Consider the following 26,879-nt stretch of genomic DNA (forward strand, 5'->3'; position numbering starts at 1 on the left):
ACTCTATGGGTTCGGCACCGGCGCAGCAGGTGAAGCTGACCAATGCCGACAAGGTCCTCTATCCGGCAACGGGGACCACCAAGCAGGACATCTTCGAGTACTACACCAGCATCGCCGAGGTGATGGTGCCGCACATCGCCGGGCGAGCGGCGACCCGCAAGCGCTGGCCCAACGGCGTCGACGAGCCGGCGTTCTTCGAAAAGCAACTGGCGTCGTCGGCGCCCGCGTGGCTGCCGCGCGCCAGTGTCACCCACCGGTCCGGTACCACGACATACCCGATCATCGACAGCGCGGACGGGCTGGCCTGGATCGCGCAGCAGGCGGCGCTGGAAGTGCACGTGCCGCAGTGGCGGTTCGTCGCCGAATGGACGCGGAAGGGCGCTGAAGAATTCAAACCCGGGCCGGCCACCCGCCTGGTGTTCGATCTGGACCCCGGCCCGGGGGTGACGATGACCCAACTGTCCGAGGTGGCTCGCGCGGTGCGGGAGCTGATGACTGACATCGGGCTCACCGTCCACCCGCTGACCAGCGGCAGCAAAGGCCTGCACCTGTATGCGCCGCTGGCCGAGCCGGTGAGCAGTCGTGGGGCCACGGTTCTGGCCAAACGTGTTGCGCAGCAATTGGAAAAGTCGATGCCGAAGCTGGTCACCTCGGTGATGGCCAAGAACGTGCGGGCGGGCAAGGTCTTTCTGGACTGGAGTCAGAACAGCGGCTCGAAAACCACCATCGCGCCCTACTCACTGCGTGGCCGCGAACAGCCCACCGTCGCCGCGCCCCGCAGTTGGGACGAACTGGACGACCCCGAACTGCGGCAGCTGCGGTACGACGAGGTGTTGGAGCGCGTCGCCCGCGACGGCGACCTGCTCGCCGAGTTGGATGCCGATGTCCCGTTGCCGGACCGGTTGAGCAAGTACCGCAGCATGCGCGACGCCGCAAAGACCCCGGAGCCGGTGCCGCGCGCCAAACCGGCTATCGGACAGGACAATACGTTCGTCATCCAGGAGCACCATGCCCGGCGGCTGCACTACGACTTCCGGCTGGAACGAGACGGCGTCCTGGTGTCGTGGGCGGTGCCGAAGAACCTGCCCGAGACCACGTCGGTGAACCATCTGGCGGTGCACACCGAAGACCATCCGCTGGAGTACGGCAGCTTCGAGGGCTCCATCCCGAAAGGGGAATACGGCGCGGGCAAGGTGGTCATCTGGGACTCCGGCACCTATGAGGCGGAGAAGTTCCTGGACGACGAAGTGATCGTCAACCTGCATGGCAGCAAGATCTCCGGCCGGTACGCACTGATCCAGACCAACGGTGACCAGTGGCTGGCGCACCGGATGAAGGACCAGAAAGTCTTCGATTTCGACGGGCTGGCACCGATGTTCGCCACCCACGGGTCGGTGGCAGGTCTCAAACCGGGCCAGTGGGCATTCGAAGGTAAGTGGGACGGCTACCGGTTATTGGTCGACGCCGAGCACGGTGCGCTGCGGCTACGCTCGCGCAGCGGTCGGGACATGACGCACGAGTACCCCCAATTACGCGCACTGGCAGCAGATCTCGCTGACCACCACGTGGTGCTGGACGGTGAAGTGGTGGCACTCAACGATGCGGGAGTGCCCAGCTTCAACGAGATGCAGAACCGGGTGCGCGCCACCAGAATCGAATTCTGGGCCTTCGATCTGCTCTACCTGGACGGGCGTTCATTGCTGCGCGCCAAGTACGCCGACCGGCGCAAGCTGCTGGAAACCCTGGGCAGTGCAGGGGATCTCATCGTTCCGGCGTTGTTGCCCGGTGACGGCGCCGAGGCGCTGGACTATTCCCGCCGGCACGGATGGGAAGGTGTGGTCGCCAAGAGACGCGACTCGAGCTATCAGCCGGGCCGCCGTTCGGCGTCCTGGATCAAGGACAAGCATTGGAACACCCAGGAAGTGGTGATCGGTGGCTGGCGGGTCGGGGAGGGGGGACGCAGCAGCGGGATCGGGGCGCTGGTGCTGGGAATTCCCGGTCCGGACGGACTGCAGTTCGCCGGACGGGTGGGCACCGGATTCACCGATCTCGAGCTGGCAAGTTTGAAGAAGACGCTGGCGCCCCTGCAGACCGACGAATCACCGTTCCACCCGAAGCTTCCGGCCCGGGAGGCACGCGGGGTGACCTATGTCGAACCCGTGCTGGTGGGCGAAGTGCGCTACAGCGAGTGGACTCCGGACAACCGGTTGCGGCAATCGAGCTGGCGTGGGTTGCGACCGGACAAGAAACCAAGTGAGGTGGTGCGCGAATGAAGTGGGTGACCTACCGGGACGGAGATGACGAGCGCGTCGGGGTGCTCTCCGGGACAGATATTCACGCACTGCCCTCGGGGGCAACGCTTTTGGCATTGCTCGAGAGCGGTAGTCTGCATGCGGCCGGTGAGACGGCGCTGCGTTCGCCGACGGATGTCGTGGCTCTGGCCGATGTGTCGCTGGCAGCCCCGATCCCGCGCCCACCGTCGATCCGCGACACGCTGTGCTTTCTGGACCACATGCGCAACTGCCAGGAGGCCGCCGGCGGCGGCCGGGTGTTGATGGACACCTGGTATCGCATCCCGGCGTTCTACTTCGCCTGTCCGGCAACGGTACTGGGCCCATATGACGACGCACCGATGGCTCCCGGGAGCGTGTGGCAGGACTTCGAGTTGGAGATTGCCGCGGTGATCGGGACCGCCGGTAAGGACCTGACCGTCGAGCAGGCCGAACAGGCCATCGTCGGCTACCTGATCTTCAACGACTGGTCCGCACGCGACCTGCAGACGTTCGAGGGGCAACTGCGGATCGGGCAGGCGAAGGGGAAGGACAGCGGTGTCACGTTGGGCCCGTACCTGGTCACCGCCGATGAGCTGGCCCCTTTCAGCCGGGACGGCAGACTGAACCTGGAGGTGACGGCGCTGGTCAACGACACCGTCGTCGGGTCCGGATCGACCGGCACCATGGACTGGACCTTCGGCGAGGTCATCTCCTACATCTCGCGCGGTGTGCCGTTGCGCCCGGGTGATGTGATCGGCTCGGGCACGGTGCCGACGTGCACACTCGTCGAGCACTTGACCAAGCCGAGCTTCCCGGGCTGGCTGCGCGACGGGGATGAGGTGCGGCTGCAGGTGCAGGCGCTGGGGGAGACCCGGCAGACGGTGCGGGCTTCGCCGGCGCCGTATCCGCTGGCGCCGCGGCTCAATCCGGCGACGGCCCCCGGCCCGCAACGGGTCAACCCGGCACCGGCGAAGGTGCCCTACGTGCGCGGGTTGCACCAGGTGGGCGACCGGGTGTGGGCCTGGACCCTGCCCGACGGCGGATACGGTTGGAGCAACGCGGGTTTGGTGGCCGGCGACGGCGCGTCGCTGTTGGTGGACACACTGTTCGACCTGAGTCTGACCCGGGAGATGCTCGCGGCGATGCGGCCCATCATCGACGGTGCGCCGATCACTGATGCGCTGATCACCCATTCCAACGGGGACCACACGCACGGCAATCAGCTACTGGACGCCGCGGTCCGGATCATCGCGGCGCGAGGCACCGCCGAGGAGATCGCGCAGGAAACAGGCACCGACCGGCTCCGGGGTATCCAGCTGGCAGACCTCGGACCGGTCGCAACGTCGTTTGCCCGAGATCGATTCGGCCACTTCGATTTCAGTGGCATCGCTGTGCGCAACGCCGACGAGACCTTCGACCGTTCGATGAGCATCGACGTCGGTGGCCGCCGGGTCGATCTGTTGAACCTGGGGCCCGCGCATACCGCCGCCGACTCGGTGGTGCACGTGCCCGACGCCGGTGTGCTGTTCGGCGGGGACCTGCTGTTCATCGGTTGCACACCGATCGTGTGGGCCGGGCCGATCGCCAACTGGATCGCGGCATGTGACGCGATGATTGCGCTGGATGCGCCGGTGGTGGTGCCGGGGCACGGTCCGATCACGGACCCGGACGGAATCCGCGGCGTGCGAGGCTATTTCGTGCACCTCATCGAGCAGGCCGACGCGGCTCACGGGAAAGGCCTGTCACTGGCCGAAGCGATCGACACCGTCGACCTCGGCGAGTATGCGTCGTGGCTGGACTCCGAACGCATCGTGGTCAACATGTTCCGGCGGTACTGCGAACTCGATCCCGACACCCCGCAGCCCGAGTTGCTGGGGCTGTTCGCGATGCAGGCGGAGTGGTTGGCCAAGCGGCAGAATTAGCGGCATCCAGGAAAACAGGCCCGGTTCCGGGACTCCTCAGCAGTCGCCTACCGTTCCGGTATGGCATCCGAACCCGCAGTGCTGCTGGAAACCATCGACGACGGCATCGCCTGTGTCACCCTCAACCGGCCCAGGCTGCTGAATGCGATCGACGGGTCGTTGATCAACGCCACCGACCACGCCCTGGATGTCCTGAGCAGCGGTGAGCACCGGGTGGCGATCCTGACCGGGGCCGGGCGCGGTTTCTGCGCCGGCGCCGACCTGAGCGGTACCGGCGAAGCGTGGACCGAGGTCAAACCGTCGACTCCGGGTTTCAAGGTCAGCTACGACGCGCAGGTGCGACTGGCGGACCTGTTCACCCGTCTCTACGAGCTGCCGATCCCGGTGATCGCCGCGGTCAACGGCGTCGCGGTGGGCGGTGGGCTGGCGTTCGCGTTGCACTCCGACATCCGGATCGCTTCGGAGACGGCACGATTCGGTTCTGCCTTCATCAAGGCCGGCTTTTCCTCGATGGACATGGGCACCAGTTACCTGTTGCCGAAGATGGTCGGTGCCGGGGTGGCGCGGGAACTGATGCTGACCGGGCGGATGATCGACGCCGACGAGGCGTACCGCATCAAGCTGGTGCACGACGTGGTGCCCGCCGAGGATCTGATGGCCGCCGCTGTGAACAAAGCCCGCGAGATCGCCGGCAACAACGCATTCGGTGTGTGGCAGACCAAGATCGGCCTGAACGCGGCACTGGATGCACCGAGCCTGCGGCATGCGATCGAGATCGAGAACCGCACCCAGATCCTGACCGGCTTTACCAACAACCCTGCCGAAGCGGCCAAGGCGCATCGCGAGAAGCGGGCGCCAAATTGGGATACGTTGTGAATCTTAGACTTTCGACATCACTTTCTCGGCGTACTTCTCCAGGTTCTTGATCTTGGTCTGCAACGGTTCGGGGTCGGGTCCCTCAACGTAGGGCCAGCGGAACCCGACGATCACATCGGTGACGCCCTTGTCTTCCAGTCGTTTGATGCCGTCGACGGTGTAGGCGTCCGCCGAGATGACGTGAATTTCGAACGGTCCAGTCTGTCCTGCTTCGTCACGAAACTGTTTGACCCGGGCAATGAGTCGGTCCAGTTCGTCGGGATCGCTGCCGCCGCCGTGCATCCAGCCGTCCAGGCGGGCAGCCCGGCGCAGCGCGGCGTCGGCATGTCCGCCCACCAGGATCGGGATCGGTTGAGTGGGTGCGGGACTCATCTTGGTCTTGGGGATGTCGTAGAACTCGCCGTGGAACTCGAAATAGTCGCCGGTGGTCAGGCCTTGGACGATCTCGATACATTCATCGATTCGTTTGCCGCGCTTGGCAAATGGAATACCCATCAGCTCGTAGTCTTCGGGCCACGGGCTGGTGCCCACGCCCAGACCGAGCCGGTTGCCGTTCAACACCGCCAGTGAACCGGCCTGCTTGGCGGTGAGCGCCGGGTGCCGCACCGGCAACTTCAGGACGAAGAAGTTGAACCGCAGCGTCGTCGTCACCGCACTCAAAGCAGCTGTCAACACGAAGGTTTCGACGATTTCCTTGCCGTCCAGGAACTCGCGGCTGCCGTCGGGCGTGTACGGATACTTCGAGTCCGACTCGAAGGGGTAGGCGAGGCTGTCGGCAATGGTCATGCTGTGGTAGCCGGCTGCTTCCGCTGCTTTGGCCAGGGGAACGTAAAACTGCGGGTCGGTCAACGACTCCGCGTAACTGAACCGCATCTCAGAGCTGGTTTTCGGGACCGATGATCGCCCAGACCGTCTTGCCCGTCGATGTCGGCGTGCTGCTCCAGGCACGCGACAACGCGTCGACAATGGCCAGACCGGACACATCGATACCTTTGGGCGGGGCTGCCAGGCGAAGCGCGGGCGCGGTGCTGGTGTCGGACACCGCGATGGTCGCCGCCTGGCCGTCGCACTCGATCCTCATCATCGGTTCGCTGCCGGTGTGTTCCAGCACGTTTTCGATGAACACGTTGACCACCACGAGTGCGACGGGGATCAGTCCCGGTTTCGACCAGTTGGTGAGCCACTCGCGGACCAGCTGGCGAGACTCGCGAAGGCTGGTCAGATTGGCCGGCAGCTTGGCCTGCGCGTGGTGCAGCTTGCGGCGCCCAAGTCGGGTGACGGCCTTGGTGGCTCCCTTCTCCGTCGGATAGACCGGCATGAAGCGGGCCGCTCCGCTGCGCTCGATCGCCTCGCGGGTGGCGCGGTTCGCGGCGACCAGCACGATCGGCACGTCGGGGCGGGCGTCCATATTCCAGCGCGCGCTGGTGAACACCGACCAGCCTGCCTCGTCGGGAACTTGCAGGGCGTTGACGTCGACGATGACCGCGGTGGGCACGTCAAGGGTGGCTCTGGTGACCGCGTCACGCAGCTCGGCGGTGTTCTTGGCGTCGAGCACGCCGTCGGCGGTCAACAACACCACTGATTCCTCGGCCCGAGATACCACCGCGAGGGAGTTGGACGATTTCGCCACCGAACTCATATGGTCCCTCCCTGGCAGCGGACCCTCAGGTCGCGTGCCGATTGCGCCATGTCATCCGGTTCCATGTCCCGCTCCTTGAACACCTTCCCCGCCGTCTACTGGTCCCCCACGTCACCGGCCTTGCCGCGACATTGAGAGCTCCATCTTCGGGTAAACATCCCCCATTGCGAAAGGGGAACGGGTCGGACATCGAAGACCGCGAAGCAGTATCCGGTGCGAAACCGGTCCGCCTCACTATGTCGTGCCAGGCGCCCGATCGCTACTGCGCCGAACTCATCGTTGCTGCCCAGCGCGCACACCTATGGCTAATTACCCAGCGTCGCCGACAGTCAATCCCCGGCCCACGAATCGCCGGTAGGACGCCCAGAGTCTCAGGCCAGTGCGTACGGGGGTGTGCCCACGCCGGCGACCGAGTGGGTGCCCCAGGGTGTCTGTTCGACGATGCGGGCGGGCACGCTGTGCTGGCCAACGCTCAGCGTGACCGCCCGCGCCCGTGTGAGGGAGTCGGGCACCGCGTCCAGCACGGTCCCTTGCCAGTGGTAGTTGCCGTCGAGTGGGTCGAGGTGACCGACCAGGCGGACGCGCACCGGATAGCGGGCGCCGCCGATCTCCAGCGTCGCGGCGCCGTCGTAGGTGTCCTCGTAGTCGGGTGCGCTCGACGACAAGTCGAATGTGTCGAACGCTCCGAGCACCGCGGGGGGCTGGGCCGCAGCGAGTTGGACCCGCTCGTTGAACACCTGCTGGCTGGAACGGCGCACCTCGATACGACGGCTGCCGGTGCGCGTCATGACGTCGAGGCAGGAAGCGACGTAGCGCGCCTGCGCCGCGGTGTCCGGCCCGGTGAGGAAGAAGTAGTTGGGCAGACCGCGCACGGCCACGCCGTGGAAGGGTTCCATCCCGTCGACCCAGTTGTCGCGGACGGACTCACCGACCGCCGCCTGGTCACCGATTGCGAATCCGGTGCCGTAGATGATCGCGTCGACCGGGTGCTCGACGCCGTCGCGGGTCCGGATGGTTGTCGCCGTGATGGCGTCGATCGCCGACGTCACCACTGGTGGTCCGGGCTGTGGGCGGCGGCGCCAGGGCGGCGTCCAGGGCCGGGCGCTGGAGACCATGCGCCGGGGTGCGTGCGCGAACACGGTCACCGTTCCCGCGGCTCGGACAAGTTGGCTGAGGCGGTGCGCGGCCCAGGAGTCGGTGCCCACCAGTGCAATGGACTTGCCGGCCGGGCGGAACCGGGGGTCCCAGGCTGCCGCATGGAAAGACTCGCCTTGAAAGTCGTTGCGGCCATTGATGTCCGGCACCCACGGGACGAACAAACGGGGGTTCGTGGCAATGACCACATCAGCTCGGACGTGCTCGCCGGCCGCGGTGTGCAGCACCCACGCGTCGTCGTGAAACTCAGAATGCGAGATCTCGGCCTCGAGAGTCGCGACCTCGGTGAGACCGGCGGTGTGCAGCGTGGAGGCGAGGTCGGCGGCGCCCGCTCCGACGACCAGTGTCACAGAAACCTGCTGCGTTTCCAGCCGCGGCGCGCGATCGGGCCCATCAGGCCTACCTCGGTCAAGAACGCTGCCAGCGGCGCGAATCCGGCCTGTTGAACCTCTCGGCGGTGTGCGCTGGTGCGGGCGAGGTGTCGTGCCCGTTTGACGTCCAGGCCGGCGCGCGCGTACTGCACGCGGTTGCTGAACAGGTAGTTGAAGAAATATCCGCCGAGACCGTTGATGTTGGCCATGAACCACCGGTTGAGCCGCGGCATCTCGGCAACCCGTTTGCGGGCACCGTCGCGCGCGAACTGAATGTGGCGGGCCTCTTCGGTGACGTGAATCCGCATCAGCCGCTGGATGATCGGTTGCAGTTCGGGGTCGTCCATCATCTGCCGCTGCAGCGAGTCGAAGATCTCCTCACCGATCAGCGCGGCCACCCACAGCATTGAGCCGCGCTGAAACGCCAGCGGCAGCAGATTGATGATGTAGCGATGAAACCGGGTGGGCCGCACCGGTTTTGCGCCGATACGCTCGATGGCCTTGCCGAACATCACCATGTGGCGGGTTTCGTCGCCCAGTTCGGTCAGCTTGTAATGCGTGGACCGGCTGGTGGGGTCCTCGTGCAGGATGGTGCGCAGCAGCGACTGGTTGAGCATGTTCTCGAACCAGATACCGGCCGATAGCGTGTTGACCAGTTCCTGACGGGACAGTTCGATCTGTTGCTGGCGGGACATCTCCTCCCACATCGGTGTGCCGTACAGCGACACCAGCTTGGCGGGCAGAAAGAACTTGTCCGGGTCCAGGGGAGCGTCCCAGTCGATGTCGACGACCGGTTCGTAAGACTTCTTGACCGACCCTTTGAGCAGACGCTCGGAGAATTCTTCGCGACTCGGTCCGCTTGGTCGCACCGCAGTGGTCATCGTTGGCGTCCCTTCGTGTCCCGGTGGCCGGGGGCTGATTCAGACGTTAGGCAGATCACATTCTCTAGTCAATACCCACGGTACCGGGTACCGACGGTCCCCGGTAGATGGCGCGCGGTCTCAATTAGGTTGAGCTGCATGAGTCGGCACATCCATGTGATCGGGATCGGTGCCGGCGACCCCGACTACGTGACCGTCCAGGCAATCGAGGCGCTCAACGACACCCAGGTGTTCTTCGCGATGGACAAGGGAGAGGTCAAGAGCGACCTGGTCGCGCTGCGCCAGCAGATCTGCGCGCGGTTCATCCGCGAGCCCGGGTATCGGTTCGTCCAGCTGCCGGATCCGCGGCGATCCACCGCCACCGACTACCGGGCCGCCGTGTCGGACTGGCACGCGGCGCGCGCCCGGCTCTGGGCGGCTGCCATCGCCGAAGAACTGGAGCCCGACGGCGTCGGAGCCTTCCTGGCCTGGGGTGATCCGTCGCTCTACGACAGCACACTGCGCATCCTGGATCTCGTCGCCGCCGAGGTGCAGATCAGCTACGACGTGATACCCGGCATCACCGCGATACAGGCACTCACCGCGCGTCACCGCATTCCGCTCAACGACGTCGGCGAACCGGTGCTCGTCACCACCGGTCGGCAGTTGCGTGCCCACGGGCTGACCGGTGCGGCCGTGGTGATGCTCGACGCGGACTGCTCGTTCCAGACCTGTGCGCCCGACACCTGGATCTGGTGGGGCGCGTACCTGGGGACCGCGGACGAGATGCTGATGGCGGGACCCGTCGGCGAGGTGGGCGCGCGCATCGTCGAGCAGCGCACGCAGGCCCGAGCGCGGCACGGCTGGATCATGGATACCTATCTGTTGCGGCCCCCCGGCCAACCGGCTTAGCCGTTGGCGTGCAAGGCCCCGTCGACACTTCTGTACAGCTGCGCCGGCTGGTGCGTCGCGGATTTCCTGCCGCGAATTTGACGTGTCGGCAAGAACACGTGCTCCGGATTCCGGGTGACGGGTTACGATCCCCTCTAGTGTGCTAAACACGTGCCTAATCGCGGGCTCGTCGTAGGGTTGAGAAGGGTCGGCGTATGTCCTACGTGTTCGCTCAGCCGGAGTGGGTCACTGCTGCGGCAACGGACTTGGCGAGCATCGGTTCGTCGATCAACGCCGCCACCTCGGCCGCGGCCGCGCCCACAGCGTCGGTGCTGGCTGCCGGCGCCGATGACGTGTCCACGGCGATCGCCGCGCTCTTCGGCGCGCACGCCCAGGCCTACCAGCAACTCAGTGCCCAGGCGGCGCTCTTTCACGAGCAGTTCGTGCAACTGATGAGCGGCGGAGCGACGCAATACGCCGCTGCTGAAGCCCTTAACGTGAGCACGCAGTCCCTCGAAGAAAACGTCCTCGGTGCTGTTAACGCACCGGCTATGGCGCTGTTCAACCGTCCACTGGTGGGTAACGGCGCGGACGGCGCGACCGCCGGAGCCGATGGCAGGGACGGCGGCATCCTTTGGGGGAATGGCGGCAACGGTGCAACCGGTGGCGTCGGCCAGAGCGGTGGCAATGGCGGAAACGCGGGCTTGTTGGGTAACGGCGGCCGCGGCGGAGCCGGTGGGATCGGAATGACCGGAGTCGCCGGCGTGGCTGGTGGCACCGGCGGTACCGGCGGTACCGGCGGCTGGCTCTACGGCGCGGGCGGTAGTGGCGGTTTCGGCGGCAACGGCGGAATCGGCGCCCCTGGTCAAGCCGGTGGTGCGGCAGGTGACGGTGGCGCCGGTGGTGCCGGCGGGTTCTTCACCGGCGTCGGCGGAGCCGGTGGTGCCGGTGGTGTCGGCGGCCAAGCCAGCGATGCCGGCCCGTCCGGCGCAGGCAACAACGGGGGACAGGGCGGTGACGGTGGAGTCGGCGGTCGCGCGGGACTGCTGGTCGGCAATGGCGGCGCCGGAGGAGATGGTGGCAAGGGCGGCGCCAGCACCGGCGCTCTGACGTCCAGCTCATTCGGGGGCGAAGCCGGAGCCGGTGGTTCCGGTGGCGACGGCGCGCGGGCCGGCCTGTTCTCCGGTGACGGGGGCGCGGGTGGCAACAGCGGCGACGCCGGCAACGGCCTGGACAACAGCCCCGCGGTACTTGTTGGCGCGCATGGCGGTTCGAACACCGGCGTGCTGGGCGGCAGGGGTGGCGACGCCGGCTTCTTCGGTAACGGTGGTGCCGGCGGCAACGGCGGGCTGGGCGGCAACGGCGCACTCGGCACGAACACCGGTGGTGACGGCGGCGAGGGCGCGCTCGGTGGTCAAGGTGGCAGGGGTGGTTGGCTCTACGGAAACGGCGCCGACGGCGGCCGCGGCGGGACCGGCGGTACCGGCGGGCTGGCTACGAATCCGTCGCTTTCCGGTTCCGGTGCCCGCGGCGGCTTCGGCGGTGACGGTGGCTCGGCCGGCCTGTTCGGCAGCGCCGGGAACGGCGGCGGCGGCGGCAACGGCGGAAACTTCTTCGGTACCGGTCCCAGCTTCGCGGCGCCCGGCGGCAACGGCGGTGACGGTGGAGACGCCGCGTTGGTCGGTCGCGGCGGCGCGGGGGGCGCCGGCGGTACCACGGGCAGCGGCAGCGTCCTGGCTTCGAGCAGTAACGGCGGAAACGGTGGGGACGGCGGTCTGTTCTACGGCGACGGGGGTGCCGGGGGCAACGCCGGCCCGGTGGGCATCGGTCCGGACGGACGCGGCGGCAGCGGCGGTAATGCACAGCTGATCGGCAACGGCGGTGACGGCGGCGACGGCGCCAATGGGCAGCCGGGTGGCCGGGCTGGCACTGGTGGCGCGCTGTTCGGCCAGAACGGACAGCCGGGTCAGACCTAGTTCGCAAAGCGAACGATGTGGCGCCGAATTCTGTTAAGCGCGAACGAATTCAGGCGAATCGGCCCACACATCATCCTTGATCGCCGTAGCATGCGGATCGGTTGAGGAGGTCCGCTTGTGTCGTTTGTGAACGCTGCCACGGAACTGGTCGCGGCAGCCGCGTCCGATCTGGCCGGTGTGGGATCGACAATCAGCCAGGCGAATCTGGCTGCCGCGTTCCCCACGTCGAGCGTGCTCGCCGCCGGCGCGGACGAGGTGTCGGTGGCCATCGCCGCGATGTTCGGTGCCCACGCCCAGGCTTACCAGGCCCTGAGTGCCCAGGCGGCGCAGTTTCACCAGCAGTTTGTCCAGTTGATGAGCGGTGGTGCGGCGCAGTACGCGGCCGCTGAGGCGGCCAATGTGTTGCAGACCGCGGAGCAGGAAGTGCTCGGCGCTGTCAACGCGCCCACGATGGCGTTGCTGAACCGTCCGCTGATCGGCAATGGCGCCAACGGCGCCACCCCCGGAGCCAACGGTCAGGACGGCGGCATCCTCTGGGGCAACGGCGGGAACGGTGCGATCGGCGCGGCCGGCCAAAGCGGTGGCAACGGCGGCTCAGCTGGCTTCTTCGGCAACGGCGGGTCAGGCGGAGCCGGTGGAGCGGGTGCCAACGGTGCCACTGCGGGTTCGGCGGGCCTGGCCGGTGGCAACGGTGGCGTCGGAGGTGCCGGCGGTTGGCTGTGGGGCAACGGCGGCAGCGGCGGACTCGGCGGCGTCGGGGGAAACGCGACTGAATTCAGCAGCGGCAGTGGGGGATCTGGAGCCAACGGCGGCGTCGGCGGCAACGGTGGGGCCGGTGGTCGCGGTGGCTTGTTCTTCGGTGACGGTGGCCGCGGGGCGGCCGGCGGTGCCGGCGGGCAGGCAACCGGCGCCACAAGTCACAGTCCTTCCGCGGTGGCGGGCACCGGCGGGACCGGCGGCCTGGGCGGCGACGGTGGTCAAAGCGGATGGCTATCCGGCAACGGCGGTCGAGGCGGGGACAGCGGTGCTGGTGGCGGCGCCAACACCAGCGGGATTCCGGCAGTTGACGGTGCCAATGGTGGATCGGCCGGTCTGAGGGCCGGAGCCGGAGGCAACGCCGGGTTGTTTGGCAGGGGAGGTGCCGGCGGTAATGGGGGCCTCGGTGCGGCCGGTGTCAGTGTCGGTGCGACGTCTTACGACGGAGGCGACGGCGGTGCCGGTGGCAACGGCGGACTTGGCGGCCGGGGTGGCTACTTCCTCGGCGACGGCGGTGCCGGCGGATTCGGTGGAGGCGGTGGACAAGGGGGCAACCCGGGCGGCGCCGCCATCACTCCCGTGCCCGGCAATGGTGGCCTCGCCGGCTCCGGAGCCGCGGGTGGGGCGTCGGGGTTGATCGGCAACGGCGGCGATGGCGGCGATGGCGGCAAGGGAGGGGTCCCGGGCCAGCGAACGGTGAATGGCACGACGTATATCGGCAACACCGGCGCCAACGGCAGCGGCGGCCAGGGTGGCAACGCCAGCTTGTACGGCAACGGCGGCCGTGGCGGTCACGGCAACCCGCCGGCTGCCGGCGGCAATATGGGTTTGATTTCGGGGACCGCCGGAACACCGGGCGCGCCCCTGTAGGGGCACACTGGACCGGTGCCCGAACTCCCCGAGATCGAAGCGCTGGCTGATCATCTGCGCCGGCATGCCGTCGGCTTGACCGTCGGCCGGGTCGACGTCGCCGCGCTGAGTGTGCTCAAGACCTTCGATCCGCCCGTCAACGCGCTGCACGGCCGCGCCGTCGTCACCGCCGGCCGGTGGGGCAAGTACCTGGGCCTGCAGGCCGGCGACCTCTGGCTGATCACGCATTTGTCGCGGGCCGGCTGGCTGCGCTGGTCGGACAAATTGGCCGCGGCTCCGTTACGGCCGGGCAAGGGGCCGATCGCGCTGCGGGTGCATCTGGGCACCCCCGGTACGGCGCCAGGCTTCGACCTCACCGAAGCCGGCACCCAGAAACGGCTCGCGGTCTGGCTGGTCAACGATCCCCGGCAGGTGCCGCAGATCGCCGCACTCGGACCCGATGCGCTCGAACTCGGCCCCGATGACCTGGCCCGCATCCTGGCCGGCAACACCGGGCGGATCAAGACCGTCATCACCGACCAGAAGGTGATCGCCGGCATCGGCAACGCCTACAGCGACGAGATCCTGCACGTCGCGCGGATCTCACCGTTCGCGACCGCGGCGAAACTGTCCGACGAGCAGCTCACCGTCCTGCACGACGCGATGATTTCCGTCCTCACCGACGCGGTGAGCCGGTCCGTCGGGCAGGGCGCTGCCATGCTCAAAGGAGAGAAGCGCTCTGGGCTGCGGGTACACGCCCGCACCGGACTGCCCTGCCCGGTCTGCGGCGACACCGTGCGCGAAGTGTCGTTCGCGGACAAGTCTTTTCAATACTGTGCGACCTGTCAGACCGGCGGCAAAGTGCTGGCCGACCGGCGCATGTCCCGGCTGCTCAAATAGCCCCGATATGCTGCCCGGGTGACTCGCCAGAGAATCCTGATCACCGGAGCCAGCTCCGGCCTGGGCGCCGGCATGGCCCGCGCCTTCGCCGCCAAAGGCCGCGACCTGGCCTTGTGTGCCCGCCGCACCGACCGGCTCGAGGAATTGAAAGCCGAACTGTCGCAGCAGTATCCGTCGGTCAAGATCGCGCTGGCGGCGCTGGATGTCAACGACCACGAACAGGTGCCGAAGGTGTTCGCCGAACTCAGCGACGCGCTGGGCGGTATCGACCGGGTAATCGTCAATGCCGGTATCGGCAAGGGCGCCAAGCTGGGCTCGGGCAAGGTGTGGGCGAACAAGGCGACGCTGGAGACCAATTTGATCGCCGCGCTGGTGCAGATCGAGACCGCGCTGGAGATCTTCAACAAGAGCGGATCCGGTCACCTGGTGCTCATCTCCTCGGTGCTGGGCAACCGCGGTGTGCCGGGCGTCAAAGCCGCCTACTGCGCCAGCAAGGCTGGGCTGACGTCGCTGGGCGAGTCGCTGCGCGCCGAGTACGCCAAAGGTCCCATCAGGGTGACCTCCATCGAGCCGGGCTACATCGAGTCGGAGATGACGGCCAAATCCAACAGCACAATGTTGATGGTGGACAACGAAACCGGCGTCAAGGCACTCGTCGCCGCCATCGAACGCGAGCCGGGCCGCGCCGTGGTGCCGCGCTGGCCGTGGGCACCGCTGGTCCAGCTGCTGCGGGTGATGCCACCACCGCTGACCAAGCGCTTCGCCTGACCCTTCTGAGGCCCACTGTGCAATCCACGACACCTGAGCGGCGTGTCGCGTCGTGGGATGCACACTCGGCGCAACAGCAGGCGAATCGCTATTCCGCGCGGCCCCGCTCGGCGCGGTAGCGGCGCACCAACGCGTCGGTGGAGCTGTCCGACTGCTTGGCCGGGGATTCGTTGCTGGTGAGTACCGGGATCAGCGCCTTGGCCTGCGTCTTACCCAGTTCCACACCCCACTGGTCGAAGGAATCGATGCCCCAGATGACACCCTCGGTGAAGACTTGGTGCTCGTAGAGCGCGATCAGCTGGCCCAGCACCGACGGTGTCAACCGGGTGCCCAGGATCGAGGTCGACGGCCGGTTGCCGGGCATCACCTTGTGCGGCACCACCTCGGCCGGGGCGCCCTCCTGAGCGATCTCCTCGGCCGTCTTGCCGAATGCCAGGACCTGGGTCTGGGCGAAGAAGTTGCTCATCAACAGATCGTGCATGCTGCCGTCGCCTTCTGCTGTCGGCAGGTCGTCGAGGGGCTGACTGAAGCCGATGAAGTCGGCAGGTATGAGTCGGGTGCCCTGGTGCAGCAACTGGTAGAACGCGTGCTGGCCGTTGGTTCCCGGCTCGCCCCAATAGATTTCGCCGGTGTCGGTGGTGACCGGAGTGCCGTCGGCGCGCGTCGACTTGCCGTTCGACTCCATGGTCAGCTGCTGCAGATAGGCCGCGAACCGCGCCAGATCGTCGGCGTAGGGCAGTACCACCCGCGACTGGGCGCCGAAGAAGTTGTTGTACCACAGCCCGATAAGCCCAAGCAGCGCAGGCGCATTGGCGTCCAGCGGTGCCGTCCGGAAATGTTCGTCGACGATGTGAAATCCGGACAGGAAGTCCGCGAACGCTTCTCGGCCGATCACCGCCATCACCGACAACCCGATTGCGGAATCCACCGAGTAGCGGCCACCCACCCAGTCCCAGAAACCGAACATGTTGTCGGTGTTGATCCCGAATTCGTCGACGAGACGCTTGTTGGTGGACACGGCCACGAAATGCTTTGCCACCGCGGCATCCCCGAGTTTGTCGGTGAGCCAGCGGCGGGCCGCCGTCGCGTTGGTCAGCGTCTCGAGAGTGGAAAAGGTCTTCGACGCGACGATGAAAAGTGTTGTGGCAGGGTCTAAGTCGGCCAGTACACCGACCAGGTCGGCGGGATCCACGTTGGAGACGAAGCGGGCCGAGATGCCCGCGTCGGCGTAGTGGCGCAGTGCCTGGTACACCATCACCGGGCCCAGGTCGGAACCGCCGATGCCGATGTTGACCACGGTGCGGATCCGCTCGCCGGTGGCACCTTTCCAGTCCCCGGTACGCAGCCGGTCGGTGAAGTCGCCCATCGCGTCCAGCACTTCGTGGACATCCCTGACCACGTTCTGGTCCCCGACGATCAGGTGGGCATTACGCGGCAACCGCAGCGCGGTGTGCAGCACCGCCCGATCCTCCGAGGTGTTGATGCGCTCACCGGCGAACATGGCGTCCCGGCGCTCCTCGAGCTTGGCTGTGCGCGCGAGGTCGATCAGCAGTCCGACCGTCTCGCGGGTGATCCGATGCTTGCTGTAGTCGATGTAGAGGTCTCCCACCGTCAGGGTGAGCTCGCGACCGCGGTCCGGATCGTCGTCGAAGAACTGCCGTAAGTGGGTTTCTCCGATCTGATCATGGTGCTTGCGCAGGGCGTCCCAGGCCGGGGTGGCGGTGATGTCTGATGGCGCGGAGGTCATAAGTCGACCCTAGTGCCGGGACGGTCAGGGCTCGAGACTCATCCGGCGATCTGCAGCCAGAGACCTCTCAGCGTGCGGGCGTGCTGCCCAGCACCTGCTGCAGATCCGGCAGCATCGCCTGCAACTGCTCTCCCCAGTACTGCCAGGTGTGCGTGCCGTTGGCGGGGAAATTGAATACGCCGTTGTGGCCGCCCTTGAGTTTGTAGCGGGCCGCGAAGACCTTGTTGCTGATGCGGGTAGCGCTTTCCAGCAGGCTGGCGTCCAGCTTGGTGCCGAGGTCTGACTCGCCACCGTTGCCGGTGTAGATCCAGATGCGGGTGTTGTTGGCGGCCAGCTTGGCGGCGTTGACCGTGGGGTCGTGATCGGCCCACGCGGGGTCACCGGCGGGCCCCCACATGGCGTCGGATCGGAAGCCGGCTGCTCCCATCTGCACCGCGCTGAGCAGGGTGGGCCAGTTACCCGCGGACAGATTGAGGAAACCCGACATCGACGCGGCGTAGGCGAAGTTCTGCGGATGATCGGCCGCCAGGATCAATGCCGCGGAACCGCTCATCGAGGCGCCCACGACGGCGTTCCCGGTCGTGCTGGTGCCCTTGTTCGTCGCCAACCAGGCCGGCAGCTCCTGCGTCAGGAATGTCTCCCACTTGTAGGTCCACATGCCCTTGTTGCCGACTGCCGGCCGATACCAGTCGGAATAGAAGCTGGCCATGCCACCGGTCGGCAGCACCAACGACAGTCCGGACTGGCCGAACCACTCGAATACCGGCAGGTGGATGTCCCACCCGTTGAAGTCGTCGCGGGCCAGCATCCCGTCGAGCAGATACACCGCGTGCGAGCTCCCGCCGGTTGCCCGGCCCTGGTACTCCACCTTGACTTGGCGATTCATCGACGGCGAGGGGACCATCAGGTACTCGATCGGTTGACCCTGGCGGGACCAGGCGGAACAGATCGCCGTGCTGGCCGAGAACCCACCCGTGACGGCGAGCAACGCTGCGGCTGATAGCGACATCAGCCGACGTAACGGTGAAAGTGCAGCTCTTGACGACGCAGCCATGTCCGGCGGAGCTTACCGGGGCAAATCAGCAAACTGCCGAATGTAACGGCAGGAGTAACCGATTAGTGGCCGAGTCGTCCCCGGCCCAGACGCAGCAGCAGCATCGCGAGGTCTTTTCCTTCCGGACCCAACTCGCTGTAGCGTTCGATGACTTTCATCTCCCGGGTGTGCACCAGCCGAGTGCCGCCGGATGCCATCCGGGCTTTGCCGATCGCCTGGGACACCTCGGCGCGTCTCTTGACGGCGGCAAGGATCTCAGCGTCGAGCCGGTCGATCTCTTCGCGCAATTCGTCGATATCGAGCTCTGCGGTATCGATGGTCTCGGTGTTCATTTCTGCTATCTCCGCATTTTCGTGAGGTGGTGGGTCTGGTCTCATCCGGTTCGGGCCTCACACGAAAGACGAGCCCCGATCGCCGAAGCGGACCACGGGGCTCTGCGAAAGCAGCTACGCCACGGGCACCGCTGACGGGTACCCGTAGAAAAATCGGGGCTGCACGTTGAGCACCAACCGAGTGTGCCACCAATGGCCGCACGCACGCAAAAACTCGGTAATTAGTGGCGGGAAGGGCGTGGGTGTCGGGCAGCGGCGGTAAGTTTGGACGGACATGAGTGTGCACGCGACTGACGCAAAATCCGAAGCCGAGCAACTGCTCGACGGTCTCAATCAGCAACAGCGCCAGGCGGTGGTCCATGAGGGCTCGCCGCTGCTGATCGTCGCGGGTGCCGGCTCGGGCAAGACGGCGGTGCTCACCCGCCGCATCGCCTACCTGGTCGCTGAGCGCGGCGTGAGCGTCGGTCAGATCCTGGCGATCACGTTCACCAACAAAGCGGCCGCCGAGATGCGTGAACGTGTGGTCAACCTGGTCGGTCCGCGGGCCCGCTACATGTGGGTGTCGACGTTCCACTCGTCGTGTGTGCGGATCTTGCGTAACCAGGCATCGCTGATCGACGGGCTCAACTCCAACTTCTCCATCTACGACGCCGACGATTCCCGCCGGCTGCTGCAGATGATCGGCCGCGACATGGGCCTGGACATCAAGCGGTATTCGCCCCGGCTGCTGGCCAACGCCATCTCCAACCTCAAAAACGAGCTGATCGATCCGCACCAGGCGGTGTCCAACCTCACCGACGAGTCCGACGACCTGTCCCGCACCGTGGCATCGGTTTTCGGGGAGTATCAGCGCCGGCTGCGGGCGGCCAACGCCTTGGACTTCGACGACCTGATCGGCGAGACCGTCGCGGTGCTGCAGACATTCCCCGACATCGCGCAGTACTACCGACGCCGGTTCCGCCACGTTCTGGTCGACGAGTACCAGGACACCAACCACGCGCAGTACATGTTGGTGCGGGAACTGGTCGGTCGCGACACCGAGGATGGTGTGCCACCCGGGGAGTTGTGCGTCGTCGGGGATGCCGACCAGTCGATCTATGCGTTCCGCGGTGCCACCATCCGCAACATCGAAGACTTCGAACGTGACTACCCGGACGCGAGAACGATTCTGCTGGAACAGAATTACCGCTCGACGCAGAACATCCTGTCCGCGGCGAACTCGGTGATCGCCCGCAACACGGGGCGCCGCGAGAAGCGGCTGTGGACCGACGCCGGCGAGGGTGAACTGATCGTCGGTTACGTCGCCGACAACGAGCACGACGAGGCCAGGTTCGTCGCCGACGAAATCGACGCATTGGCCGACCGCGGCGACATCACCTACAACGACGTCGCGGTCTTCTACCGCACCAACAACTCGTCGCGATCCCTGGAAGAGGTGTTCATCCGCGCCGGGATTCCGTACAAAGTCGTTGGGGGAGTTCGTTTTTACGAACGCAAGGAGATTCGCGACATCGTCGCTTACCTGCGGGTACTGGACAATCCCGGCGATGCCGTCAGCATGCGGCGCATCCTGAACACCCCGCGCCGCGGCATCGGTGACCGCGCCGAGGCGTGTGTGGCGGTGTACGCCGAGAACACCGGCGCGAGCTTCGCCGACGCACTGCAGGCGGCGGCCGCGGGCAAAGTGCCGATGCTCAACAGCCGCGCGGAGAAGTGCATCGCCGGCTTCGTGGAGTTGCTCGACGAGCTGCGGGGACACCTCGACGACGATCTCGGCGACTTGGTCGAGGCGGTGCTCGAACGCACCGGGTACCGCCGCGAGCTGGAGTCGTCGACCGATCCGCAGGAGCTCGCGAGGTTGGACAACCTCAACGAACTCGTCAGCGTCGCACACGAATTCAGCATCGATCGGGCAAACGCGGCGGCACTGGCAGCCGAAGGCGACACCGACGACGAGGACGTGCCGGACACCGGAATCCTGGCGGCTTTTCTGGAACGGGTCTCCCTGGTCGCCGACACTGACGAGATTCCCGAGCACGGCGCGGGTCTGGTCACGTTGATGACGCTGCACACCGCCAAGGGGCTGGAGTTCCCGGTGGTGTTCGTCACGGGCTGGGAGGACGGCATGTTCCCGCACATGCGGGCGCTGGATGACCCGGGCGAGCTGTCCGAGGAACGCCGGCTGGCCTACGTCGGGATCACCAGGGCCCGGCAGCGGCTCTACCTGAGCAGGGCCATCGTCCGCTCGTCCTGGGGGCAGCCGATGCTCAATCCGGAATCGCGCTTCCTGCGCGAGATTCCCCAGCAGCTCATCGACTGGCGACGAACCGCGCCTAAGCCGTCGTTCAGCGCGCCGGTCAGCGGTGCGGGCCGGTTCGGCACGCCGCGTGCCGCGCCGACCCGCTCGGGTGCGAGCAAGCGCCCGCTCATCGTGCTCGAGCCCGGCGACCGAGTGACGCACGACAAGTACGGCCTGGGCCGGGTCGAAGAGGTGACCGGCACCGGCGAATCGGCGATGTCGTTGATCGATTTCGGCAGTGCCGGGCGGGTCAAACTGATGCATAACCACGCCCCGATCGGCAAGCTCTGACCCGCCCCGGGGAACAGACCGGATTCAGGTGACGGCTGCCGCCGGTGGCCACCGGCGGGCCAGACGTTTGTCGCTGCTGAAGCTCAGTCGGTCCACCGTTTGGTCTCCGGCAGTGCCGCCAGGACCGCGCTGGCGACCGGCAGCAGCGGCAGCGCGTGCACCAACCACGCCACCCGGGCGCCCGCGATGAACACGCCGAGGTAAGTGAGCAGCGCGACCACCGCTCCGGCCGTGATCAGGTGACGCCCGACCGGCCGGCGCAACAGCAGCGCGATCACCCCGGAGACGGTGGTGATCGCAAAGACCAGGGCAAGGAACCCGACCGCGATGCAGAACAGCCGGTCGGTGCGCCACCAGCCGGCGATCAGGTCGGTGGCCACCACCGAGGTGGCCCATCCGCTGACGATGCTCACGGCGCCGGCCGCGACCGCAGTACGGGGGCTGGGCTGCGGGAGACCGGGCAGCGCGGCAATGGGGTCCACCGGGGCCGCGGCGGCACCGGAGGATGGCGCACGCCGGATGATCTGCGTGGGCTGCGCTGAGTCGGGCACCACCGGCAGCGGCTCGGTGGGCGCGCGGCGAATGATCCGGGTTCGTGGCTGTTCGGGAGGTTCGCGTCCGGCAGGGTCGGTCGGCGCGCTCACCGGTCAGCCGGCGTAATTACCGACCGACAGCCCGCGCTTGGCCAGCCACGGTACCGGGTCGATGCGCTCAGAGCCGTTCAAGTGAACCTCGAAGTGCAGGTGCGGACCGGTGGAGAACCCCCGGTTGCCCATCGTTGCGATCTGGTCACCCGCCATCACCCGCTGCCCGACGCTGACCAACGTGGTGTTGACGTGGCCGTACAGGGTGACGGTGCCGTCGGCGTGCAGCAGCTTGACCCACATGCCGTAGCCCGCGGTCGGTCCGGCGTCGATGACGACACCGTCGGAGACCGCGTAAATCGGGGTGCCGATCGAATTGGCCAGGTCGATGCCGGCGTGCAATACACCCCAGCGGTAGCCGAAATTGGAGGTGAAGATTCCCTTGGTCGGCATGACGTAGAGCGGCTGCTGCAGCCGTGCCTCACGCTGGGCGCGTTCCTGTGCGAAGGCCACGCCGCGGGCGAATTCCTCGTTGTGCACGCTGACGTTGCCGGGCTGAGCGGCGATCACCTGGGCGCCCCGCGGCGCGGTCGCCCCGGACCCGCCGGACATCGACGACGCATTCGCGGTCAGCACCGTCTCGATGTTGGGCGTCTCGGATTGGGTGAGTGCGGTGTGCGTGGCAGCAGCGGCCGCACCGGCGGCCATCGCGCCGATCAGTAGCCGACCCTTGGCCGCGCTGGTCGGCTGCTTGCGGTGACTGCCGCCCCGGCGCGGAACCGACGGGACGTCCGTCGTGAGCGACCGGACCGAGACCGGCTCCGGCGCGGGGATGATGACCCGGGCGAGCACCTCGGTGACGGGAGCGGCCAGCCACAGCGGCGTCAGGTCGTCGGTGTCATCCAGATCGTCGAGCTCGGGCGCGTGCAGCAGCTGCTCTGACACGTCGAACTCGGATTCCCCGAAGTCGAGCTCGTCGAGATCGGCGAGTTCCATGTCGTCGAGTTCATCAAAGCCATCTAACGGGATGATCTCGGTGACTTCGTTGGGGTGGTGACGCAGCCAGCGGTCCCGGGACGGGCGAGCCGCTACTGCGCTGGCAGCGCGGGAAATTCGGTGCTGGGACAAAGCTGGGATGTCCTCGGATCGTGACCATAACGTTATCTGGACCATGAGACGGTAACGGCTGAGGGGTAAAACTAGCAACCTCGGTATGGAATCCCGTCGAAATTGTGACTTGGATCACGGTTTCGGGCGAGGATACATTCGGTGACCTGCGCCACAGCGGTGGATGCGGCGGCGGAGACCATTTCGGGTGTCGATACAGTTCCTCCGGGCGCGGTGCCGATTTGGGGCCACCGCCGCCCTAGTGGACTAGCAAGTTAGCCGAGCAAAGGCAGTGACGCCCATGGATCTGTTCGAGTATCAAGCCAAGGAATTGTTCCTCAAGCACGGGGTGCCCGGTACGCAAGGCCGGGTGACCGACACCGCCGAGGGCGCGCGCGCCATCGCCGAGGAAGTCGGCAAGCCCGTCATGGTCAAAGCGCAGGTCAAGACCGGCGGCCGCGGCAAGGCCGGGGGTGTGAAGTACGCAGCCACCCCGGACGAGGCCTACGAGCACGCCAAGAACATCCTCGGCCTGGACATCAAAGGCCACATCGTGAAGAAGTTGCTGGTCGCCGAGGCCAGCGACATCGCCGAGGAGTACTACCTGTCCTTCCTGCTCGACCGGGCCAACCGCAGCTACCTGGCCATGTGCTCGGTGGAAGGTGGTATGGAGATCGAAGAGGTCGCCGCGACCAAGCCCGACCGACTCGCCAAGGTGGCGGTCGACGCAGTCAAGGGCGTCGACCGGGACTTCGCGCGGTCCATTGCCGAGCAGGGGCACCTGCCCGCTGAGGTGCTCGACGCCGCGGCCGTCACGATCGAGAAGCTGTGGGCCGTGTTCGTGGGCGAGGACGCGACGCTGGTAGAGGTGAACCCGCTGGTACGCACTCCCGACGACAAGATCCTGGCGCTGGACGGCAAGGTGACGCTGGACGCCAACGCCGACTTCCGCCAACCCGGTCACGCCGAGTTCGAGGACCGCGAGGCCACCGACCCGCTGGAGCTCAAGGCCAAGCAGCACGACCTCAACTACGTCAAGCTCAGCGGCGAGGTCGGGATCATCGGTAACGGTGCCGGCCTGGTGATGTCGACGCTGGATGTCGTTGCCTACGCCGGGGAGAAGCACGGTGGCGTCAAGCCGGCCAACTTCCTGGACATCGGTGGTGGCGCCTCGGCCGAGGTGATGGCAGCCGGACTGGACGTGATCCTGGGCGACCCGGAAGTCAAGAGCGTTTTCGTCAACGTCTTCGGCGGCATCACCGCCTGCGACGCGGTGGCCACCGGCATCGTCAAGGCGCTGGAGATCCTGGGCGACGAGGCCAACAAGCCGCTGGTGGTGCGGTTGGACGGCAACAACGTCGAGGAGGGTCGGCGCATCCTGGCCGAGGCCAATCACCCGTTGGTGATCCAGGCCGAGACGATGGACGCCGGTGCTGACAAAGCCGCCCAGCTGGCGAACGCCTGAGCAGAGGAGAACCGACCCATGGCTATTTTCCTGAACAAGGACAACAAGGTCATCGTCCAGGGCATCACCGGAGCCGAGGCCACCACACACACTGCGCGGATGCTCAAGGCGGGTACCCAGATCGTCGGCGGCGTCAACGCCCGTAAAGCCGGCACCACCGTCGCGCACAAGGACGCCGACGACAACGACGTCGAACTGCCGGTGTTCGGCACCGTCGTCGAGGCCATCGAGAAGACCGGCGCGGACGTCTCGATCATCTTCGTGCCGCCGAAGTTCGCCAAGGACGCGATCACCGAGGCCATCGACGCCGAGATCCCGCTGCTGGTGGTCATCACCGAGGGAATCCCGGTGCAGGACAGCGCCTATGCGTGGGCGTACAACGTCGCGAAGGGTCAGAAGACCCGCATCATCGGCCCGAACTGCCCGGGCATCATCAGCCCCGGACAGTCGCTGGTCGGCATCACCCCGGCCAACATCACCGGGCCGGGGCCGGTCGGGCTGGTGTCCAAGTCGGGCACGCTGACCTACCAGATGATGTACGAGCTGCGCGATTTCGGCTTCACCACCTCGATCGGCATCGGCGGTGACCCGGTGATCGGCACCACCCACATCGACGCCATCGAGGCGTTCGAGAAAGATCCCGACACCAAGCTCATCGTGATGATCGGTGAGATCGGCGGCGACGCCGAGGAGCGGGCAGCCGACTTCATCAAGGCCAACGTGACCAAGCCGGTCGTCGGCTATGTCGCGGGATTCACCGCCCCGGAGGGCAAGACGATGGGTCACGCGGGAGCGATCGTGTCCGGTTCCTCGGGTACCGCGTCGGCGAAGAAGGAAGCGCTGGAAGCGGCCGGGGTCAAGGTCGGTAAGACACCGTCGGAGACGGCGGCGCTGGCCCGGGAGATCCTGCAGAGCCTGTAGCACCCGCTGGCGCCCGTGCTGGCGCGAGAACTGCCGGCGAGCAGACGCAAAGTCCCCCTGGAACATGTGCTCCGGGGCGATTTTGCGTCTGCTCGGCACTGCGGTAGATAGTAGATCTATGAATCTTGATCCGCGGACGCCCGTCGTCGTCGGCGTCGGGCAGGCTGCCGAGCGTATCGACGATCCGGATTACCGGGCGATGTCGCCGGTGGAATTGGCCGCCGCCGCGGCGCAGGCTGCGCTGGACGACTGCGACGCGAAGGCTGTCGCCGCCGAGATCGACACGATCGCGGCCATCCGGCAGTTCGAGATCTCCGGACCGGTGGCCACCGCCCCGCTGGGCCGATCGAACAACTACCCCCGGTCGGTGGCCAAGCGGGTCGGCGCCGAACCGCGGCGGGCGATCCTGGAGATCATCGGCGGGCAGGGGCCTCAGCACCTGATCACCGAGCTGGCCGGTGACATCGCCGGCGGCCGCTCGGAGGTCGCGCTCATCTTCGGGTCGGACGCGACGTCGACCCTGCGGTATTTCGCGGACCGCGAGGACAAGCCGGACTTCAGCGAGACCATCGACGGGGACCTGGAGGACCGCGGGTCCGGCATCGAAAAGCTGATCAACCGCTACATGGTGATCCACGGTCTGGTCGACGCACCGACCCAGTACGCCCTGATGGAGAACGCCCGCCGCGCGGGCACCGGGCTTAGCCCGGTCGAGTATCTGCGCCGCATCGGGGAATTGTTCGCGCCGTTCACCAAAGTTGCTGCGGCGAACCCGTTTTCGGCTTCACCGGTGGAACGGACCGTCGACGAACTGATCACGGTCACCGACAGCAACCGGATGATCACCGAGCCGTATCCGCGACTGTTGGTCGCCCGCGACCAGGTGAACCAGGGCGCGGCGGCGCTGCTCATGTCGGTCGGGGCGGCGCGCAGGTTGGGTGTGCCGGAAGACAAGTGGGTGTACCTGCGTGGTCACGCGGACCTGGAAGCGCCGCCGTTTCTCGACCGTCCGGACCTCGGGCACGCGCCGTCGGCGGTGCTGGCCGCCCGCGAGGCGCTGGACGTGGCCGGCATCGGCGTCGACGAGGTCGCGACGTTCGACCTGTACAGCTGCTTTGCGGTGCCGGTCTTCAACATCTGCGACGGACTGGGCATCGCCCCCGACGACCCGCGTGGCCTGACGCTGACCGGTGGACTGCCGTTCTTCGGCGGCGCCGGCAACAACTACTCGATGCACGGCGTGGCCGAGACGGTCGCGCGGATGCGAAGCGCGCCAGGACAATTCGGGTTCGTCGGCGCCAACGGTGGCATTCAGAGCAAGTATTCGGTCGGGATCTATTCCACCGCGCCGGGACCCTGGCGTGCGGATCGCAGCTCCGAGCTACAGGCGCAGATCGATGGTGCGCCCCGCGTGCCGGTGACCGAGAACGCCGACGGCGTCGGCACCGTCGAGACCTACACGGTGCGCCGCGACAACGGCCGCCTGACCGGGATCGTCATCGGGCGGTTGGACACCGACGGCAGCCGCTTCCTGGCAACGACCGAAGACGACGACCTGATCTCGCTGCTGACCGACGGCGAACCCCTCGGGTCGGCCGTGCAGGTGAAGTCGTTCGACTACGGAAACCGCTGCCTGCCGCGCTGACGGCTCCCCGGCGCTCGATCCCACCCTCCCCGGCGCTCGTGGGGGCCACACCAGCGTGACGTTCGGCGTGCGGCGTCACGCTGGCGTGACGCTCGGCCCGCGAACCGATCGCGGGGGCGCCCCGGCGCTCGTGGGGGCCACACCAGCGTGACGTTCGGCGTGCGGCGTCACGCTGGCGTGACGCTCGGCCCGCGAACC

Annotated in this window: 21 protein-coding genes and 1 pseudogene; 13 read left to right on the forward strand and 9 right to left on the reverse strand. The window is 66.9% G+C overall.

The features are described from left to right. Positions 1-5: 5 nt before the first annotated feature. From ACZYZ9_RS16705 to ACZYZ9_RS16715, 3 genes are read left to right on the forward strand one after another with little or no spacing between them, the layout of a single operon-like run. Complete coding sequence (locus ACZYZ9_RS16705) at positions 6-2,273, forward strand: ATP-dependent DNA ligase (protein WP_463827374.1); 2,268 nt, start codon at positions 6-8, stop codon at positions 2,271-2,273. Beyond that, positions 2,270-4,195: a fumarylacetoacetate hydrolase family protein gene (locus tag ACZYZ9_RS16710; RefSeq protein ID WP_463827375.1), complete on the forward strand. Its 1,926-nt coding sequence runs from the start codon at positions 2,270-2,272 to the stop codon at positions 4,193-4,195. Before ACZYZ9_RS16705 ends, ACZYZ9_RS16710 begins: the two co-directional genes overlap by 4 nt. A 60-nt stretch (positions 4,196-4,255) precedes the next feature. After that, entirely contained in the window at positions 4,256-5,071 is an 816-nt protein-coding gene (locus ACZYZ9_RS16715; RefSeq protein WP_463827376.1) for an enoyl-CoA hydratase/isomerase family protein, read from the forward strand. A 3-nt stretch (positions 5,072-5,074) separates the two neighbouring features. Here the strand turns inward: ACZYZ9_RS16715 and ACZYZ9_RS16720 are convergent, their stop codons facing one another. The 4 genes from ACZYZ9_RS16720 to ACZYZ9_RS16735 form a co-directional block, all read right to left on the reverse strand. Continuing rightward, on the reverse strand, positions 5,075-5,944 hold the full coding sequence (locus ACZYZ9_RS16720) for a TIGR03619 family F420-dependent LLM class oxidoreductase (RefSeq protein WP_463827377.1): 870 nt from the start codon (positions 5,942-5,944) through the stop codon (positions 5,075-5,077). A 1-nt stretch (position 5,945) separates the two neighbouring features. Continuing rightward, positions 5,946-6,710, reverse strand: a complete 765-nt coding sequence (locus tag ACZYZ9_RS16725) for an STAS domain-containing protein (RefSeq protein WP_463827378.1) — start codon at positions 6,708-6,710, stop codon at positions 5,946-5,948. A gap of 371 nt (positions 6,711-7,081) precedes the next feature. Then, on the reverse strand, positions 7,082-8,014 hold the full coding sequence (locus ACZYZ9_RS16730; RefSeq protein WP_463827509.1) for a DUF4873 domain-containing protein: 933 nt from the start codon (positions 8,012-8,014) through the stop codon (positions 7,082-7,084). 197 nt (positions 8,015-8,211) lie between these two features. Beyond that, positions 8,212-9,117, reverse strand: coding sequence for an AurF N-oxygenase family protein (locus ACZYZ9_RS16735; protein ID WP_463827379.1), 906 nt, complete (start codon positions 9,115-9,117; stop codon positions 8,212-8,214). 138 nt (positions 9,118-9,255) lie between these two features. Here ACZYZ9_RS16735 and cobF point away from each other — a divergent pair, with 138 nt between their 5' ends. The 6 genes and pseudogenes from cobF (at position 9,256) to ACZYZ9_RS16765 (ending at position 15,236) form a co-directional block, all read left to right on the forward strand. Further along, positions 9,256-10,008 (forward strand): precorrin-6A synthase (deacetylating), encoded by a 753-nt coding sequence (gene cobF / locus ACZYZ9_RS16740; RefSeq protein WP_463827380.1) that lies wholly within the window; start codon positions 9,256-9,258, stop codon positions 10,006-10,008. 194 nt (positions 10,009-10,202) lie between these two features. After that, positions 10,203-11,963, forward strand: a complete 1,761-nt coding sequence (locus tag ACZYZ9_RS16745) for a PE family protein (RefSeq protein WP_463827381.1) — start codon at positions 10,203-10,205, stop codon at positions 11,961-11,963. 117 nt (positions 11,964-12,080) lie between these two features. Continuing rightward, entirely contained in the window at positions 12,081-13,589 is a 1,509-nt protein-coding gene (locus tag ACZYZ9_RS16750) for a PE family protein (RefSeq protein ID WP_463827382.1), read from the forward strand. Positions 13,590-13,604: 15 nt separating this feature from the next. Further along, positions 13,605-13,847, forward strand: a pseudogene (locus ACZYZ9_RS16755) (DNA-formamidopyrimidine glycosylase family protein); the annotation flags it as partial. 153 nt (positions 13,848-14,000) lie between these two features. Beyond that, positions 14,001-14,468 carry a zinc finger domain-containing protein gene (locus ACZYZ9_RS16760; protein WP_463827510.1) on the forward strand — a complete coding sequence of 156 codons (468 nt, stop codon included), beginning with the start codon at positions 14,001-14,003 and terminating at the stop codon, positions 14,466-14,468. Positions 14,469-14,486: 18 nt separating this feature from the next. After that, a complete protein-coding gene (locus ACZYZ9_RS16765; protein ID WP_463827383.1) occupies positions 14,487-15,236 on the forward strand; it encodes an SDR family oxidoreductase in 750 nt (249 codons plus the stop codon). Positions 15,237-15,324: 88 nt separating this feature from the next. On the opposite strand, the gene pgi is transcribed toward ACZYZ9_RS16765, so the two are convergent. The 3 genes from pgi to ACZYZ9_RS16780 form a co-directional block, all read right to left on the reverse strand. Beyond that, positions 15,325-16,983: a glucose-6-phosphate isomerase gene (pgi, locus tag ACZYZ9_RS16770; protein ID WP_463827384.1), complete on the reverse strand. Its 1,659-nt coding sequence runs from the start codon at positions 16,981-16,983 to the stop codon at positions 15,325-15,327. A gap of 67 nt (positions 16,984-17,050) precedes the next feature. After that, positions 17,051-17,992 (reverse strand): esterase family protein, encoded by a 942-nt coding sequence (locus ACZYZ9_RS16775; protein WP_463827385.1) that lies wholly within the window; start codon positions 17,990-17,992, stop codon positions 17,051-17,053. Between the two features lie 107 nt (positions 17,993-18,099). After that, entirely contained in the window at positions 18,100-18,414 is a 315-nt protein-coding gene (locus tag ACZYZ9_RS16780; protein ID WP_463827386.1) for a chorismate mutase, read from the reverse strand. Positions 18,415-18,643: 229 nt separating this feature from the next. On the opposite strand from ACZYZ9_RS16780, the gene pcrA reads away from it, so the two are divergent. Continuing rightward, positions 18,644-20,959: a DNA helicase PcrA gene (gene pcrA, locus ACZYZ9_RS16785; RefSeq protein ID WP_463827387.1), complete on the forward strand. Its 2,316-nt coding sequence runs from the start codon at positions 18,644-18,646 to the stop codon at positions 20,957-20,959. Between the two features lie 83 nt (positions 20,960-21,042). On the opposite strand, the gene ACZYZ9_RS16790 is transcribed toward pcrA, so the two are convergent. Next, positions 21,043-21,603, reverse strand: a complete 561-nt coding sequence (locus tag ACZYZ9_RS16790; protein WP_463827388.1) for a hypothetical protein — start codon at positions 21,601-21,603, stop codon at positions 21,043-21,045. A gap of 3 nt (positions 21,604-21,606) precedes the next feature. Further along, positions 21,607-22,656, reverse strand: coding sequence for a M23 family metallopeptidase (locus ACZYZ9_RS16795; protein ID WP_463827511.1), 1,050 nt, complete (start codon positions 22,654-22,656; stop codon positions 21,607-21,609). Between the two features lie 295 nt (positions 22,657-22,951). Here ACZYZ9_RS16795 and sucC point away from each other — a divergent pair, with 295 nt between their 5' ends. From sucC to ACZYZ9_RS16810, 3 genes are all read left to right on the forward strand, one after another. Continuing rightward, positions 22,952-24,115: an ADP-forming succinate--CoA ligase subunit beta gene (gene sucC, locus ACZYZ9_RS16800; protein ID WP_463827389.1), complete on the forward strand. Its 1,164-nt coding sequence runs from the start codon at positions 22,952-22,954 to the stop codon at positions 24,113-24,115. Between the two features lie 18 nt (positions 24,116-24,133). Next, complete coding sequence (gene sucD / locus ACZYZ9_RS16805) at positions 24,134-25,036, forward strand: succinate--CoA ligase subunit alpha (RefSeq protein ID WP_463827390.1); 903 nt, start codon at positions 24,134-24,136, stop codon at positions 25,034-25,036. Between the two features lie 118 nt (positions 25,037-25,154). Beyond that, a complete protein-coding gene (locus ACZYZ9_RS16810) occupies positions 25,155-26,681 on the forward strand; it encodes an acetyl-CoA acetyltransferase (RefSeq protein ID WP_463827391.1) in 1,527 nt (508 codons plus the stop codon). Positions 26,682-26,879 lie beyond the last annotated feature (198 nt).

This window comes from Mycobacterium sp. IDUB_28, assembly GCF_055419285.1.

Bases quoted from the DNA above. Each gene is read 5' to 3' on its own strand.
- ACZYZ9_RS16705 (WP_463827374.1), top strand. From the start codon at position 6: ATGGGTTCGGCACCGGCGCAGCAGGTGAAGCTGACCAATGCCGACAAG.
- ACZYZ9_RS16710 (WP_463827375.1), top strand. From the start codon at position 2,270: ATGAAGTGGGTGACCTACCGGGACGGAGATGACGAGCGCGTCGGGGTG.
- ACZYZ9_RS16715 (WP_463827376.1), top strand. From the start codon at position 4,256: ATGGCATCCGAACCCGCAGTGCTGCTGGAAACCATCGACGACGGCATC.
- ACZYZ9_RS16720 (WP_463827377.1), bottom strand. From the start codon at position 5,944: ATGCGGTTCAGTTACGCGGAGTCGTTGACCGACCCGCAGTTTTACGTT.
- ACZYZ9_RS16725 (WP_463827378.1), bottom strand. From the start codon at position 6,710: ATGAGTTCGGTGGCGAAATCGTCCAACTCCCTCGCGGTGGTATCTCGG.
- ACZYZ9_RS16735 (WP_463827379.1), bottom strand. From the start codon at position 9,117: ATGACCACTGCGGTGCGACCAAGCGGACCGAGTCGCGAAGAATTCTCC.
- cobF (WP_463827380.1), top strand. From the start codon at position 9,256: ATGAGTCGGCACATCCATGTGATCGGGATCGGTGCCGGCGACCCCGAC.
- ACZYZ9_RS16745 (WP_463827381.1), top strand. From the start codon at position 10,203: ATGTCCTACGTGTTCGCTCAGCCGGAGTGGGTCACTGCTGCGGCAACG.
- pgi (WP_463827384.1), bottom strand. From the start codon at position 16,983: ATGACCTCCGCGCCATCAGACATCACCGCCACCCCGGCCTGGGACGCC.
- ACZYZ9_RS16775 (WP_463827385.1), bottom strand. From the start codon at position 17,992: ATGTCGCTATCAGCCGCAGCGTTGCTCGCCGTCACGGGTGGGTTCTCG.
- ACZYZ9_RS16780 (WP_463827386.1), bottom strand. From the start codon at position 18,414: ATGAGACCAGACCCACCACCTCACGAAAATGCGGAGATAGCAGAAATG.
- pcrA (WP_463827387.1), top strand. From the start codon at position 18,644: ATGAGTGTGCACGCGACTGACGCAAAATCCGAAGCCGAGCAACTGCTC.
- sucC (WP_463827389.1), top strand. From the start codon at position 22,952: ATGGATCTGTTCGAGTATCAAGCCAAGGAATTGTTCCTCAAGCACGGG.
- sucD (WP_463827390.1), top strand. From the start codon at position 24,134: ATGGCTATTTTCCTGAACAAGGACAACAAGGTCATCGTCCAGGGCATC.
- ACZYZ9_RS16810 (WP_463827391.1), top strand. From the start codon at position 25,155: ATGAATCTTGATCCGCGGACGCCCGTCGTCGTCGGCGTCGGGCAGGCT.